The following is a 15,774-nucleotide window of genomic DNA, read 5'->3' on the forward strand; positions in this document are numbered from 1 at the left end:
TAGCCATGAAGAAACAAGACAGGCATAAGGTAAGCAGTCAAGACAATCCTTTTTTAAGGTTTGCTTTCTTTAATTTCGTTTAATAACATTTGATAAAGCATACGCGCTACTTTTTTTGTATCGTGCCGAATGGAGTTTCCTTCAAAATTAAAAATCTGCCCTTGAACAATCTTAACTCCAAGTCTTTCTAGACTTTCAACATCAAAAACAACCGGCTTTGCAAATTCCTCTTTATAGCGATCTTGAACATTTTGTGGAATTTCTTGATTATTTACAAGAATACAATCGATAAATGAGCAATTCATATGAGAGTAAATAGCTTGTATATGGTCACTAGCTGTATAATCCTGCGTTTCTCCTGCTTGAGTCATAAGGTTACAGATATAGACCTTCTTCGCTTTTGATTTACAAACCGCCTCACCAATTCCTGGTACAAGTAAGTTTGGTAAAATGCTTGTATATAAACTCCCAGGTCCTATGACAATTAAATCAGCCTGCTTAATTGCCTGTATGGTTTCTCGGAGCGGTTTAATTTTGTTAGGACTAAGGAACACGCGTTTGATTTTCTTCCCAGAGAACGGGATCTTTGATTCACCGCTTACAACCATTCCATCGACCATCTCCGCGTGAAGAACTACACTTTGGTTAGCGGATGGTAACACCTTCCCTCTTACATTCAGTACTTTGCTCATTTCTTGAACTGCATGGACAAAGTCCCCAGTAATCGAGGTCATGGCGGCTAACAATAAGTTCCCCAGTGAATGCCCCGCTAGTTCATTCTTACTTGCAAAACGATGCTGGAACATTTGTTCAACAAGAGGCTCCACATCTGATAACGCAGCAAGAACATTTCGAATATCTCCTGGGGCCGGAATATCCATTTCATCGCGAATCCTGCCAGAACTACCACCATCATCCGCAACCGTAACAATCGCCGTGATATCAATTGGGTAGTTCTTCAGTCCGCGAAGTAACACAGGAAGACCTGTACCGCCCCCAATGACGACTACTCTTGGCTGCTCAATTTCATTTGGCATTACTTTTCTCCTTAATAATCTTCTTGATGTCACGATGCGTTACATGAGTGACATAATCTTTCTGGAATGTGCTAGCCAGATACTCAGCAAGCGCAACGGAACGGTGCTGACCACCCGTACATCCAATTGCAATGATAAGCTGAGATTTCCCTTCCCGCTTATATTGAGGAAGCATAAACGCAAGTAAATCTATCAATTTTTCTAAAAACCTCTGTGTTTCTCCCCATTTCAGCACATAACTTGACACTTCTTCTTCCAAACCAGTCTTTGGTCGCATATGTTCGATATAAAATGGATTAGGCAGAAAGCGGACATCGAAAACAAGATCCGCATCAATCGGGATACCGTGTTTAAATCCGAAAGACACCACATTGACAGTAAAAATCACTTTCTTGTTAACTGAGAACTCTGTTAAGATTTTTTCCCTTAATTCTCGTGGCTTCAGCGAAGATGTTTGATAAACGATCTGCGCCCGTCCCTTTAACACTTCTAACAAACCACGTTCAATTTGAATTCCTTCTAGCGGAAGACCCAATGGCGATAGTGGGTGCGTACGCCTCGTTTCTTTGTAGCGTCGTACAAGCACTTCATCATCTGCATCAAGGAAAAGGATCTTCGGAGTTACCCAAGATGTTTCAGCTAAGTCATCTAATGCTTTGAATAAATGATCGAAGAATTCTCTGCCGCGTAAATCCATAACCAACACAACTTTATTCATTTTATTTCCAGATTCTTTCATCAGTTCAAGAAACTTGGGTAATAACGTGGGTGGTAAGTTATCAACACAAAAGAAGCCTAAATCTTCAAAACTTTGAACAGCAACCGTTTTTCCAGCTCCAGACATGCCTGTAATTATGACTAATTGCGTTTCGCTAATTTGTCCTATTCCCAATGTAATCCCCCCAAAGTTTTCTATTTATTCAACCCGGATCAAGCCGATATGAAAGCAGCTTGAATTCAGGTGTATACGTAAAAGTGGCATAGATGATTCCGCTTCCACGAATCATATATTCCAATATATGGTAGTCACCCTCGGCCATTGGAAGATTCTTCATTTCATCAATAGCAATCCAGCTTAGTTCTCCCTCTTCACACGAATCCACATTAATTCCGTCTGATTCGGTAGCGAAAAAGGTGAACATCATCCACTCTTCTAAAACTTTATCGCCCTCTTTGATGATAAACGTAAAAATTCCTTTAATTGCTGGGTTTTTTAAATATACGCCTGTTTCTTCACGATATTCCCGAATACAGGCATCACGAACAGATTCACCAGCCTCCATTTTGCCTCCTGGAGCAACCCACCAGCCTCTTCTCGGTTTTTTTAAAAGAAGTGTTTTATTGTCCCTGACTAACACACAATTTGTGACACGTTGCACGTTCTTCACCTCAATCGACTCTAATCCAGTATTTGTCTTGTACAAAAATTTATAAAGTGAAACTTCAAGCAGTGGGGATTTTCTTCAACCCCACTGATTGTTAGTTGAACCAATCGGGCTTTTACGGGCAGTTATCCACCACCTTTGCTTCTTCGATTCCTCTAAACCTTGAGGTGGGGATATTACTGCCCGTTAATGCGGGATAAAGTGAAACTTCCATGCTATGTATAACTACACATAGCAGAAGTAATGAATTAGACAGCTCTTCGATACATTTGTTTAACTTCTATTATACTATTTTTAGATACGAGCTACAATGAACAAGAATCAGGAAATTATTTTCCATACTTGTTACATACAAAATTCCTATACCGTTAAAACGTCACAATTTACTGTGAAGGACCCATCCTGTAGCACGCTATACTCGCCTAATCACAATGGCGGCGGCGCGGAGCCGGAATTTGAAGTACTTTCTTAACAAAGTAAGTATATCTGTAAAGTAGATTGACTATATGAGTAAGTCGCGAAGACCCGTCCCCATGTTCTTCGACAAAAAAAAGGCACAGACGTTAACATCTGTGCCATCCACAAGTTTATATTTATAAAAGGGGGTCAATTACTACCCTAACTATAACCAAAAGATATTGCATCTATGTTACAGCATGATTAAGACGGAATTACGAATTGTAAAAAATTCAAGACTTTACTTTCAGCTTTTCATTCAGCATTTCCACATAATGTTGGGCGCTTTGTGCAGCAATGCTGCCGTCACCTGTAGCCGTAACAATTTGACGGAGTGTTTTTTCACGAATATCACCGGCTGCAAAGATGCCAGGTATTTTCGTTTCCATCGTTTCATCAGTCAAAATATACCCACCAGCATTTGTAATACCTAGGTTTTCGAAAGGTTTAGAAAGAGGGTTCATACCGATATAAACAAACACGCCATCCGCATTTAATTCCTGTTCTTCTCCATTTGCAGTCGAAACAAGTGTCACACTGCCCACTTTCCCGTCTTTTTCATGAATCTCTTTCAGGGTATGATTCCAAATAAAATCAACCTTTTCATTAGCAAACGCACGCTCTTGAAGGATTTTCTGAGCACGAAGCTCTTCTCGACGGTGTACGATTGTAACTTTCGAAGCAAAGCGAGTTAAATATACGCCTTCCTCGACCGCAGAGTCTCCTCCACCGATAACGAACAATTCTTTTTGCTTAAAGAATGCACCATCACAGACCGCACAATAAGAAACACCACGTCCACCTAATTCTTTCTCACCTGGCACGCCAATTTTCTTATATTCTGCACCAGATGATAGAATGATCGCTTTTGCTTTATATTCTTTTGAACCAGCACGGACGATTTTGTATTCTTCGCCATCAACAATTTCCTTCACATCACCGTAGGCATATTCGGCGCCAAATTTCTTAGCATGATCAAACATTTTTGTAGAAAGTTCTGGACCTAAGATCGTCTCGAACCCTGGATAGTTTTCCACTTCTTCTGTATTGGCCATTTGGCCACCTGGAATCCCACGTTCAATCATTAATGTTTGGAGATTCGCACGAGAAGTATAAACAGCTGCAGTCATACCAGCAGGCCCAGCACCGATAATAATCACATCGTATATTTTTTCTTCAGTCATAGTATCCACTCCCGATAATCATTACATATAGTATTTCCGATATACTTACATCCTATATAACAAATAAAAATACGTCCAAATTTATGCTCACTGAAGTAAGCTATTCACCAATTTAACATATTTTCCAAGAGTAGAAACTGAGATCAAGTGCTTAGCGGCAATTTCCTGCTGACTTTTCTTTTCATTACGTAACCTATACCAAGAATACTCAACTGCCGCAGCCCAACCTGTTGGATTCACAAGTTTAATTTCACTTTTCATCGCTTCTACAAACACCGAAAACCAGGTTAAATAAAGGCCTGCCTCCATGATCTGGATTGGATGGAAGTGTGCATACAAAATTTCCGCTGTTTGATCGGCAAATTCAACGGCCGAGTTCTCTTGATTTGATTTCTGCCGTTCCACATATTCCATATATTCTTTTTCAACATCCGTAAGAAGTGGATTATTACAAAGAACTGGATGCTTTAGAATATGGTCCTTTTTAACCGAGTGCTTTGTTAAAAAAAGAGCAAATATCCGTTCCTCTAGATAATCACTTTCGAAGCGTTTCAAGATTGAAGGCAAATGATCCTCAAATCCATTAAGAGAAGCATTCATATCTCCCCACGGTTCAAACCCTTCCTTGTCAGGATTTAATTCTAATACCTTTTTCCAGGCCTTTTTGGCGGTGTGCTCATGACCTATTTGATAGGCAGATACAGCTAACCAATAATAAAAGGTATCATCACCATCATGTCCTTGCCTTTGAAGTTGCTTCAACCATTTATATGCGAGGTTATATCGCCCGATTAGAGCAAATGTAGAACCAAGTTTGATGCGGTGCTCCGTTAAAATCGGTCGGACCTTTTCCAAAGCCATAACCAGTGCATCTATCTTATCTTCACTTTGCTGATAATGATGGAAAACCAATAGATTACATAGTGCATGTAAATTTCCAGGGCTTTTTTCCAACACTTCCTCTAACGTTTCAAAGGCTCTATCTATTTCTCCAAGATAAAAATAAGCAAGCGCCAAATTATTATATGCTGACCAATATTCCGCGTATTCTTTAATGGTTTCTTTCAGCACTTCAACGGCTTCTTCAAAGTTACCTGCTTCTAGACATTCACGAGCTTTTTCCTGTTGGTAAATCAAGCCGTCTTGATGAATCAAACTTTCCTCGGTTTCACCTGATTCGAATGTAATTAAATCCAAAAGATCTTCCGCGTCTTCGCTGAACTCTCCATCTTCCTCTTTATCCAGATAAGCACTCGCATGGCGATACGCTTCCTGAAACATGCCAAGATGCGCATAGTTATTTGCCAAAAAATAATGGCATTCCGTCATAAAAGGGTCCATGTCCCCAAGAATGTTTTCAAGTAGAGTATTTGAATAACTATATTCGCCGATTTCTGTACATGTAACCGCAAGCTGACATGCAATCATCGGTTCTGTAGGTTCCAATTCAAATGCACGCATGAGAAACTTTTTAGCATTATATAAATCACGTCTGTGATAAGCTTTTAAACCTTTAGTAAAATAATATTCTCCTGTCGGATGAAAGGAGAAAACTTTAGCTTGTTTATTCATTTTAGAATCTTTGCCCATGGAATCCTCCATCTAATAGTTGTTTAACCTTCATATTATAACATACTGGAAGAATCTTGGCATCTCGTTGCGATTGTAAATAAGAATACCCAAAAAGGGGAGAATTTCAAAGAAATCCCCGAGCGTTTGGCCAAAATTAACACGAAGTCGTTCACTGTATTTTTTTAGACATGAAAATGAGAAAGGTATACATGATACCTTTCCCATTTTGCATTTATTCTTTTTTTGCATGTCTTTGTTGTAAAACGGTTAACACATCTGCAAATGGCAGTTCTTGTTCTTGTAATAAAACAAACAAGTGATACAAAAGATCTGCGGATTCAAGCGAAAGTTCATCATGATCTCGATTTTTTGCTGCAATGATAACTTCAGCTGCTTCTTCCCCAACTTTTTTCAAAATTTTATCGACGCCTTTTTCGAATAAATAAGTTGTATAGGAACCTTCAGGCATTGTTTCTTTTCTCGTTCCAATCAGGTTTTCTAATTCTAATAAGAAGCTTGCATCAGGTTTTACTTGAGCAGCTATGTTTCCGTTCTCAAATAACGTTTCCGTAAAGCAACTGCTCGTACCGGTGTGACAGGCTGGACCCGATGGATTCACCTTGACGATTAGTGCGTCTTGATCACAATCATACTTTATTTCAGTAATAGTTTGTGTATTTCCACTCGTTTCTCCTTTATGCCAAAGCTCATTACGTGAGCGGCTGAAAAACCAGGTTTCACCTTTTTCCATAGAAAGTAGCAAAGACTCTTCGTTCATATACGCTAGTGTTAACACTTCTCCTGTTATGGCATCCTGAACGATAGCGGGAATCAAGCCTTTTTCATCAAATTTTATTCGCTGATTCATCTTACAACAACACCCTTCTGTTTTAAAAAGCTTTTCACTTCTTTAACGGACGTTTCTTTATAGTGAAAAATCGAAGCAGCAAGCGCCGCATCTGCTTTGCCTGTTGTAAAAGCTTCTTCAAAATGAGCGGCACTTCCTGCTCCTCCAGAGGCAATAACCGGGACCGATACCGATTCGCTCACTGCCCTTGTCAAGGCAAGATTAAAGCCTTGTTTTTCACCATCATTATCCATACTAGTAAGAAGAATTTCCCCAGCGCCACGGTTTACCGCTTCTTTTACCCAAGCAATGACTTCCCAATCCGTTGCTCGTCTGCCTCCATGCGTATAGACACGCCATGAACCGAGCGACTCATCCCATCGTGCGTCAACAGCCACTACGATGCACTGTGAACCGAAGTAATTTGCACCTTCTGTAATTAATTCTGGACGTAGGACGGCAGATGTGTTTAATGACACCTTATCAGCACCCGCTCTGAGAATTTGTTTCATATCTTCTAGGGAATTAATGCCGCCGCCAACAGTAAATGGGATAGCAAGACTTCCAGCAACAGCCTTTACGACATCAACCATCGTTTCCCGCCCTTCATGCGAAGCGGAAATATCAAGAAATACTAGTTCGTCAGCCCCTTCTTGATCATAAAATGCAGCAAGTTCGACGGGATCGCCTGCATCTCGTAAAGATACAAATTGAACGCCTTTAACCACTCTGCCCTCTTTCACGTCCAAGCATGGAATAATTCGTTTAGTCAGCATTTAATCACGCACCTTTTCTAATGCTTCCTTGACTGTAAACCGATTCGTATAGAGCGCTTTGCCGACAATGGCTCCAATAACCCCATGATTTTGATATTCCTTTAACGTAATAAGGTCTTGTAGGCTGCTTATTCCACCTGAGGCAATAACGCCTTTTCCAGTCGCTTCTGCCATCGCAACAATTCCTTCCACATTCGGTCCAGAAAGCATGCCATCTGTTGCAATATCCGTTACAATAAACACTTCTGCTCCGCAATCAGCTAATGCCTTGCCAAGTTCAATTGCTGTCGTTTCTGATGTTTGGAGCCAACCGTGTGTTGCGACTTTACCGTCTTTTGCATCGATGCCGATTGCAATCTGCTTGCCGTATTTACTAAGCATTGCTTTGGTGAATTCCGGGTCTGAAACGGCTGCACTACCAAGGATGACACGTTGGACGCCGCGTTCAAGATAGTGGACAACGTCTGTTTCTGTCCTGATTCCACCACCAATTTGTATTTTAGCACCCAGCTCTTTCGCTGCTTGAATCACATACGAATCATTGATTCTGCTCCCTGCTTTTGCTCCGTCGAGATCGACCATATGTATCCACTCTGCCCCTTGACTGGCGAAACTTTTTGCCATGTCAAACGGTGAATCACCATAAACGGTTTCTTGATTGTAATCGCCTTGAATTAAACGAACACATTTCCCACCGCGCATATCAATGGCAGGGTAAATTGTGAAATTAGACATCTTATTGCCTCCCTTTCACTAGTGACAAGTAATTTTTTAATAAGGATATGCCCATTGAACTGCTTTTTTCCGGGTGAAACTGCATACCGAATACATTTCCTTTTGTGACAATCGCCGGCACGTCCACATCGTATTTTGCAGATGCAGCTACAACCTCCGTTTCATTTGTCACTACAAAGTATGAATGAACGAAATATACATAATCCTCTTCAAGTCCTTTTAAAAGAGGAGATTGATTGTTGAAAGTTAGTTTGTTCCAGCCCATATGTGGAACTTTATAGGCATTGTTTTTGGAATCTATCCCAGAAAGCCGCGTAATTTTCCCTGGAATTAGTGACAGACCTTTCGCAGGTCCATTTTCTTCACTTTCCTCGAATAATAGCTGCATACCTAGACAAATTCCTAATAGATATCCACCGTTGTCTACGTGTTTCTTCAGAAAAACATCTAATTCCTTATGCTCAAGTAAAATCATGGCATCTCTAAACGAACCAACACCTGGTAAAATGATTCCATCTGCTTTTGCCAGTTCGGCAGGATCATCTGAAATAAAAAACTCTGCGTCTAAACGTTCGAGTGCTTTACTAACACTGAACAAATTGCCCATGCCGTAATCGACAATGCCAATCATTTATAACAATCCTTTCGTAGAAGGAATTCCTTTTACACGTGGATCGATCGTTGTCGCTTCATCAAGGGCTCTTCCAAGAGCTTTAAAAATTGCCTCAATGATATGGTGCGTATTTTGGCCATAATGAACAATTACATGTAGATTCATCCGGGCTTCAAGCGCTAATTTCCAGAGAAACTCATGAACAAGCTCGGTATCAAATGTCCCAACCTTCTGCGCGGGAAACTCTGCTCGAAATTCTAGGTGCGGACGGTTGCTAAGATCAACGACAACCTGTGCTAACGCCTCATCCATAGGCACAAATGCATTTCCGTAGCGTTTAATTCCACGCTTATCACCGAGGGCTTCGATTAATGCCTGCCCAAGACAAATCCCAATATCCTCTGTTGTATGATGAGCATCCACTTCAATATCACCTTGAGCATCAACCGTCAGATCAAAATGACCATGCTTCGTAAATAAATCCAACATATGTGTCATAAATGGCACACCCGTCTCAATTCGAGATACACCTTCACCATCTACGGTAAACGCAAGCTTCACATCTGTCTCACCAGTCTTCCTCACAACACTACCAACACGTTCCATACGAACCTCCTCCTAGGGGTCAGACCCCATTTCCCAAATCTATTTTCCTTACGCAACCTTAAGTTTATCAACGCCTTGAAGTGACCCGTTTAGGGGTCAGACCCTATTTCCCACGTGATTCTACAGCTCTGGCATGTGCTTCGAGGCCTTCGAGCCGGGCAAAGGTTGCAATTTTTTCTGCGTTTTTTCTAAAGGCTGTTTGACTGTACATGATGATGCTTGATTTTTTCTGAAAGTCGTCCACATTTAGTGGGCTTGAAAAACGGGCTGTACCATTTGTCGGGAGTACGTGGTTTGGTCCGGCGAAGTAGTCACCAACTGGCTCCGTACTGTATCTCCCTAAGAAAATGGCACCAGCATGGCGTACTTGAGTCATCACTTCCAGTGGATCTTTCGTGATAATTTCAAGATGCTCTGGCGCAAGTGTATTAACGGCCTGAATCGCCTGATTCATATCCTCGCACACGATAATCTTCCCGTAATCCCGAATAGATGCTTCCGCAATCTCTCGTCTCGGTAACAAGGCCAACTGTTTTTCCACCTCTTTTGCCACCTCATCAGCTAGGCTTGCTTCTGTGGTGATCAGCACGCTACACGCTCTGGCATCATGCTCTGCTTGCGACAGTAAATCTGCTGCTACTTCTTTGGCAATGGCTGTTTCATCAGCAAGGACCGCAATCTCACTCGGCCCTGCAATCATATCGATTGCTACGTCTCCGAACACTTCTCTTTTCGCTAACGCTACATAAATATTTCCAGGTCCAACAATTTTATCGACTTTTTCAATTGTTTCTGTTCCATATGCAAGTGCCGCAACCGCTTGTGCACCACCAATTGTATAAATTTCCGTAACACCTGCGATTTTCGCTGCTGCCATAACCGACTTAGATAGCTTCCCATCATTCCCTGGAGGGGAAACCATTACGATTCGTTCCACGCCTGCTACTTTCGCAGGGATCACATTCATTAATACTGATGATGGGTACGCAGCCGTCCCCCCCGGTACATACACACCAACCGCATCAAGTGCAGTTAGTTTTTGTCCGAGCATTGTTCCTGTTTCATCTGTCGAAATCCACGAATTCTTTAGCTGCTTTTCATGAAAAGAGCGGATATTTGCTGCCGCTTCTTCGATGATAGATCGCTCATACTCACTTAGTCCATCTGCCGCTTCATCAATTTCCTCTATCGAAACAGTAAATTGTTCAAGCTTTACACCATCGAATTTCTCTGTGTAACGAGCAATCGCTTCATCGCCAGACTTTCTAACTTCATCGATGATATCCTGTACGGTCTTGCGCTGTTCAGCTGTCCCTGAATCTACCGAACGCTTTAATGAAGCGCCTTCTGTAAATCGTTCTATCTTCATCACTCCACCCCCTCACTGATTTACTATTCCTGCAAGCCGATCGACAATTTCCGTAATTCTCTTTTCTTTTATTCGATAGCTCACCGGATTTGCAATTAATCTCGATGTCACATCGGCAATTTTTGCATATTCCACAAGTCCGTTTTCCTTTAATGTTTGCCCAGTCGACACAATGTCCACAATTCTCTCTGCGAGTCCAATTAGAGGTGCTAGTTCAATAGATCCGTTCAACTTAATAATTTCTACCTGTTCACCTTGTTCACGAAAATAACTGGAGGCCACATTCGGATATTTACTGGCGATTTTCGGTGTGATATCACTGATTTTTGTATTTGGAAGTCCGGCTACCGCTAAATAACAAGCACTTATTTTCAAATCCAGTAATTCGTAGACATCCCGTTCTTCCTCCAACATAACATCTTTCCCTGCAATCCCAACATCCGCAACACCATGCTCCACATAGGTGACCACATCCATAGGTTTTGCCAAAATGAATCGTAAATTCTCTTCTTCTACTTCTAAAATGAGTTTTCGTGAATCATCAAATTCTGGCGGGAGACGGAAGTCCGCTTTTCGTAATAAATCTACCGCTTCTTCAAAAATCCTACCTTTTGGCATCGCAATCGTTAGAAAGCTATTCACTTCTTGCACCTCCATTTCCGATATACAAATGGACCTCATGAAATGCCTTAGTAAATGCATCAACATTCTCTAGCGCATTAATTTCTTGAATCGTTACGTTGATCCCTTGTTCTCGTTTTTCCTTGGCAAATATGAGTGCTTCTTTTCTCCGTTCAGGACTGAAGACGACACATTCAGATGTTTCCGTTTCTTGTATTTCACCTAGCGCTTCAGTCAAGCGATCCATTCGGATGGCAAATCCCGTTGCAGGAGTGCTCCAGCCAAATTTTTCAAGAAGGCTGTCATATCGACCTCCGTTGCCAATCGGTGAACCGACCTGATTGGCATATACTTCGAAAAGAGTGCCCGTGTAATAACTCATATGACTAACTAGCGTTAAGTCAAACGAGATAAATTCTTCGATTCCAAATTCCTTTAGTTGCAGAGCCAACTCCTTTAGATCTTGAAGCGTTTCTCTTCCCGTTTCATGTTCAAGTAAGGTAGCAGCTTGGCTCAACGTATTCTCTTCGCCTCTTAAGGAAACGAAATCAATTAATCGCTGCTTGTCAATCGACGATAACGGCAGTGACTTCACATGCTCACGATAGCCTACATAATTTTTTTCATATAAATATTTTCGTAAAACCGCTGCTCGTTCCTCATTTCCTAAAATGCTAATAAATAATTCCTGTAAAAAGCCAATATGCCCGATTGCTATTTTAAAATCTTTGAGACCTGTAGCTTTAAGCACATCTACAAGCAATGAGATGATTTCTGCGTCAGCACTAATGGATGGATTACCAATGAGCTCGATTCCGATCTGTTCAAACTCTGCAGGGCGCCCACCTTCTCTTTGCTGCGCCCGGTACACATTAGCTGAGTATGCAAGACGTAATGGGATCTGTTGCTTTAGTAGCTTAGATGCTGCAACTCTGGCAATTGGCGTTGTCATATCCGGTCTTAGAACAAGTGCGTGTCCTTGCTGATCCAATAATTTAAACAATTGCTGATCTAAGATTGCTGAAGCCTCTCCGATTGTTTCATAATATTCCAACGCAGGCGTTTCAATAAATTGATATCCCCACTTCTTAATCTCAACGCTCATGCGATTTCTTACCAATGCTTTCGTTTCATATAACAACGGAAGCGTATCTCGCATGCCCAGTGGCTTTTCAAACATAAACGGCTTGGTCACAACAACACATCCTTCAAGAATTATCTTCACTCTTATTCATTCTCGCAAAACCAACCAAAACTTTCCACATTATATTCAGATAAAACAAAATCCTTTAACTCGCTACCATACTACCGAAATGAAGTTACCCATATTTTACCCTTCAAATTGCACCACGTCAAGCACAACATTTTGGGGTCAGACCCTATTTCCCAACTTCTCTCACATACTGAATCCCCTTGTAATTCATAGGTTTGCGCAAGGTATAGCAGGGGTCAGACCCCATTTCCCATAATAAAAGGGCCAGACCTCGCAATGACTATATGCAGTTCAATTTAAGTGGTTGTACCACTCTGAACTGTGCATAGCTTGCAAGGTCTGGCCCTATTCGGACATCTTTTATTCATTCATTTGATTCAAATTTCCAATTGATTCGCTCTTTCTTCTTTCGTGTAAATGACGCGCATGGGGTTCCCACCAACAAAAGCGCCTTCCGGTACATCCTTATGAACAAGCGTACCAGCCGACACAATGGCTCCATCACCAATGACAACTCCCGGTAAAATGGTTGAATTGGCACCGATTAAGACCTCACTGCCAATCACAACCTCACCTAGCCGGTATTCCTTAATTAAATATTCATGAGCCAAAATCGTCGTGTTATAGCCAATGACTGTATTTCTGCCGACTGTGATTTTTTCAGGAAACATACAATCCAACATGACCATGAGAGCAAATGACGTTTGGTCGCCAACTTTCATTCTTAAAAAAACACGATACAGCCAGTTTTTCATTTCTAAAAAGGGCATGTATCTGGCGAGCTGAATCACACTAAAATTCTTCACAACTTTCCAAAAAGGAACCGTTTTGTAGACATGCCAAAGCGAGTTTGCACCTTCTACCGGGTACCTTGTTGTCCGCCTCATAAGGCTTAGTCCTCTAAAATCGTGATTAAATCTGACATCTTCTCAAGAATATAATCCGGATTGTATTGCTCAAGATGCTCCTGGCCCTTCGCCGACCAAGCCACTCCTGCTGTTTTCGTTCCGGCATTTTTTCCAGACAGAATATCGTGATAGTTATCACCAATCATGATCGACTCTTCAGGTGACGAACCTAATAAAGCCAATGCCTTCTGAACTGGTTCAGGATCCGGCTTCGCTTTTTCCACATGATCGAGCGCAATAATCACCTCAAAGAATTCATCCAACTTCGTCAACTGCAGGCCTTTTTTCACAACGTCACTTATCTTCGTTGAAACAATCGCTAATTTATAGCCGCTCTCCTTCAATGTCTTGAGCGTATCATACACCTCATCAAACTCCGTTACTAATAAATCATGATGCTCCAAGTTGTGCTTCCGATAATGCTTCACCATCTCTTCCACACGTTCCGGATCAATACTATGAAATGTTTCATATAGTGGCGGACCATTAAAAGCAATGACGTCCTCGCGTTTATACCGGTCAGGATAATAATGATTTAATGTATCCAAAAATGAAGCAACAATTAATTCATTTGTGTTAATCAATGTTCCATCTAAATCGAATAATAAAGTTGTAATTTTACTGTTCATAAGCTTCCTTCCTTTGCGTAAACTCCGATCGATTCCAAATAAACCCGATAATCATCGTTAACAGAATAGCTGTTGTTAGTCTGATGACCAACAACGGCCATACTGGAATCCCAAGCGGAATAAATATTAATGTATCCTCAACCACAGCATGACACGACACTAGAAAAATAAAAGCAAGCGTCATATCCTTTTTACTTACATTATCTTCTTTTGCAGCTTGAATCATGACACCAGCCCCATACGCCAATCCGATTGTGAGACCTGCCACCATCGTCATCGATGTATTGGGCTTCATCCCTAGAATCTTTGTAAATGGAGCCAACACCTTTGACATAACATCCAGCCACTTCAAATCTTTCATGATCTGCATGATAATCATTAATGGAATAACAATGAAAGCTAATTGCAATACCCCAGATGCAGCCCGTTCCAATCCATTCAATAGAATCGCCCATGCACCATTGATTTCCACTGTATCAGGACTAACAAACCCGTATTTAGCAAGCTCTGATCCACCTTGCCAAACTAGATTAATAATAACAGCAGCAAGTATCGCTAAGCCAATTCTGACTGTTAAAATAACCCAAAGTTTCACACCAACCTTCGCTGCAACGCCCGATTCAATAAACAAATTGTGACTAAACGATAACATGATGGCAATAATAAAGACTTCTTTCACCGATAAATCAAGCGTTAAAATCCCGGCAATACCTGCGTACAAATTTAAAAAATTGCCTAATACAAGAGGAATCGCAGCTTCTCCCGACAGTCCAATCATATTCATAAAAGGAGCAACGAAATCGATGATCCATTGTAAAACCGGTGTATATTGAAGCACGGATACAATCAATGTAACTGGGAAGATCACTTTACCTAAAGTCCAAGTAGTCTTTAATCCTACCAATAGACCCTTTTTTACTGAATTACCAATCAATTCCTTTCACCCCGATTCGTTCATTATGCCTCTAAGTATTTTTTATCGGCATATCCCCGAACTCTTCTATAAACCCAAAGGCCGATTGCCACTACAATTAATACGATTGAAATAACTTGGGCAATGCGTAGTGTTTCTGTCAGCATTAGACTGTCCGTCCGCAAGCTTTCAATGAAGAATCGGCCCACTGAATACCAAATGACATAGGATAAAAAGATCTCCCCTCGATGCAAGTTCGATCTTCTTAAAAATAGCAATAACACGACACCTAACAAGTTCCAAAGCGACTCATATAAAAAGGTCGGATGATAATAAGCTCCTTCTATGTACATTTGATTTATAATAAAATTAGGTAAATGGAGATTTTCTAAAAAGGCACGCGTCACTTCACCGCCATGCGCCTCCTGATTCATAAAATTACCCCAACGGCCAATAGCCTGCCCTAGAAGAAGACTCGGAGCCGCTACATCTACAAGCTTCCAAAACGATAATTTCCTTACCTTTGAAAAAACAATAGCCGTTAATACAGCACCAATAATCGCTCCGTGTATCGCGATGCCACCGTTCCAGATTTGAATGATTTCGCCCGGATTTTGTGAATAATAATCCCACTGAAAAATGACATAATAAATTCGCGCACTAATAATTGCAATAGGGACAGCAAACAGTATCATATCAATAAAGGTTTCCTTACCAATCCCTCTTCTATCCGCTTCCTTAGTAGCAATATATAAACCTAGAAGAACACCAAATCCGATAATGATCCCATACCAGTGCACTGCTAGAAAACCTAAATCAACTGCAATAGGATTTAACGGTTGCATTTCTTGCTCCATCACATTCCCTCTTTTCTATTCCAAGAAATTTTCATCCAAGATTACTTACTCCA

The 15,774-nt window shown here is 41.1% G+C and carries 17 protein-coding genes; all 17 read right to left on the minus strand.

Features of this window, described 5'->3' with window-relative positions:
- Positions 1 to 53 precede the first annotated feature (53 nt).
- The 17 genes from ACIQZI_RS18130 to lgt all read right to left on the minus strand — a co-directional run bounded on the left by ACIQZI_RS18130 (position 54) and on the right by lgt (position 15,721).
- On the minus strand, positions 54 to 1,037 hold the full coding sequence (locus ACIQZI_RS18130) for a gluconeogenesis factor YvcK family protein (protein WP_403075642.1): 984 nt from the start codon (positions 1,035 to 1,037) through the stop codon (positions 54 to 56).
- On the minus strand, positions 1,027 to 1,929 hold the full coding sequence (rapZ, locus tag ACIQZI_RS18135) for an RNase adapter RapZ (protein ID WP_157279649.1): 903 nt from the start codon (positions 1,927 to 1,929) through the stop codon (positions 1,027 to 1,029). Before rapZ ends, ACIQZI_RS18130 begins: the two co-directional genes overlap by 11 nt.
- Positions 1,930 to 1,957: 28 nt before the next feature.
- The gene (locus ACIQZI_RS18140) at positions 1,958 to 2,416 is read right to left on the minus strand and encodes an NUDIX hydrolase (RefSeq protein WP_062185721.1); all 459 of its coding nucleotides are present in this window, start codon (positions 2,414 to 2,416) and stop codon (positions 1,958 to 1,960) included.
- Between the two features lie 695 nt (positions 2,417 to 3,111).
- Positions 3,112 to 4,062: a thioredoxin-disulfide reductase gene (trxB, locus tag ACIQZI_RS18145; protein ID WP_062185720.1), complete on the minus strand. Its 951-nt coding sequence runs from the start codon at positions 4,060 to 4,062 to the stop codon at positions 3,112 to 3,114.
- A gap of 87 nt (positions 4,063 to 4,149) precedes the next feature.
- Positions 4,150 to 5,652, minus strand: coding sequence for a tetratricopeptide repeat protein (locus tag ACIQZI_RS18150; RefSeq protein ID WP_403075647.1), 1,503 nt, complete (start codon positions 5,650 to 5,652; stop codon positions 4,150 to 4,152).
- A 214-nt stretch (positions 5,653 to 5,866) separates the two neighbouring features.
- Positions 5,867 to 6,502 (minus strand): bifunctional phosphoribosyl-AMP cyclohydrolase/phosphoribosyl-ATP diphosphatase HisIE, encoded by a 636-nt coding sequence (gene hisIE / locus ACIQZI_RS18155; RefSeq protein ID WP_403075650.1) that lies wholly within the window; start codon positions 6,500 to 6,502, stop codon positions 5,867 to 5,869.
- Positions 6,499 to 7,257, minus strand: a complete 759-nt coding sequence (gene hisF / locus ACIQZI_RS18160; RefSeq protein ID WP_403075652.1) for an imidazole glycerol phosphate synthase subunit HisF — start codon at positions 7,255 to 7,257, stop codon at positions 6,499 to 6,501. The genes hisIE and hisF overlap by 4 nt, the downstream gene beginning before the upstream one ends.
- Positions 7,258 to 7,992, minus strand: coding sequence for a 1-(5-phosphoribosyl)-5-[(5-phosphoribosylamino)methylideneamino]imidazole-4-carboxamide isomerase (gene hisA, locus ACIQZI_RS18165; protein WP_403075654.1), 735 nt, complete (start codon positions 7,990 to 7,992; stop codon positions 7,258 to 7,260).
- Between the two features lies 1 nt (position 7,993).
- Entirely contained in the window at positions 7,994 to 8,623 is a 630-nt protein-coding gene (gene hisH, locus ACIQZI_RS18170; RefSeq protein WP_403075657.1) for an imidazole glycerol phosphate synthase subunit HisH, read from the minus strand.
- Positions 8,624 to 9,211, minus strand: coding sequence for an imidazoleglycerol-phosphate dehydratase HisB (gene hisB / locus ACIQZI_RS18175; RefSeq protein ID WP_403075659.1), 588 nt, complete (start codon positions 9,209 to 9,211; stop codon positions 8,624 to 8,626). It abuts the gene before it with no gap.
- A 103-nt stretch (positions 9,212 to 9,314) separates the two neighbouring features.
- Positions 9,315 to 10,580 (minus strand): histidinol dehydrogenase, encoded by a 1,266-nt coding sequence (gene hisD, locus ACIQZI_RS18180; RefSeq protein WP_403075662.1) that lies wholly within the window; start codon positions 10,578 to 10,580, stop codon positions 9,315 to 9,317.
- Positions 10,581 to 10,592: 12 nt separating this feature from the next.
- Complete coding sequence (gene hisG, locus ACIQZI_RS18185) at positions 10,593 to 11,237, minus strand: ATP phosphoribosyltransferase (protein ID WP_403075665.1); 645 nt, start codon at positions 11,235 to 11,237, stop codon at positions 10,593 to 10,595.
- Complete coding sequence (locus ACIQZI_RS18190; RefSeq protein WP_062185702.1) at positions 11,215 to 12,396, minus strand: ATP phosphoribosyltransferase regulatory subunit; 1,182 nt, start codon at positions 12,394 to 12,396, stop codon at positions 11,215 to 11,217. The genes hisG and ACIQZI_RS18190 overlap by 23 nt, the downstream gene beginning before the upstream one ends.
- 395 nt (positions 12,397 to 12,791) lie before the next feature.
- Positions 12,792 to 13,301 carry an acyltransferase gene (locus ACIQZI_RS18195; RefSeq protein ID WP_403075668.1) on the minus strand — a complete coding sequence of 170 codons (510 nt, stop codon included), beginning with the start codon at positions 13,299 to 13,301 and terminating at the stop codon, positions 12,792 to 12,794.
- A 5-nt stretch (positions 13,302 to 13,306) separates the two neighbouring features.
- Positions 13,307 to 13,951, minus strand: a complete 645-nt coding sequence (gene ppaX, locus ACIQZI_RS18200) for a pyrophosphatase PpaX (RefSeq protein WP_062185698.1) — start codon at positions 13,949 to 13,951, stop codon at positions 13,307 to 13,309.
- Positions 13,941 to 14,885: a nucleoside recognition domain-containing protein gene (locus tag ACIQZI_RS18205; protein ID WP_062185696.1), complete on the minus strand. Its 945-nt coding sequence runs from the start codon at positions 14,883 to 14,885 to the stop codon at positions 13,941 to 13,943. Before ACIQZI_RS18205 ends, ppaX begins: the two co-directional genes overlap by 11 nt.
- A gap of 23 nt (positions 14,886 to 14,908) precedes the next feature.
- The gene (gene lgt / locus ACIQZI_RS18210; RefSeq protein ID WP_062185694.1) at positions 14,909 to 15,721 is read right to left on the minus strand and encodes a prolipoprotein diacylglyceryl transferase; all 813 of its coding nucleotides are present in this window, start codon (positions 15,719 to 15,721) and stop codon (positions 14,909 to 14,911) included.
- Positions 15,722 to 15,774: the final 53 nt, after the last annotated feature.

Source organism: Peribacillus sp. NPDC096379, assembly GCF_044762875.1.
Taxonomy (GTDB): Bacteria; Bacillota; Bacilli; order Bacillales; family DSM-1321; genus Peribacillus.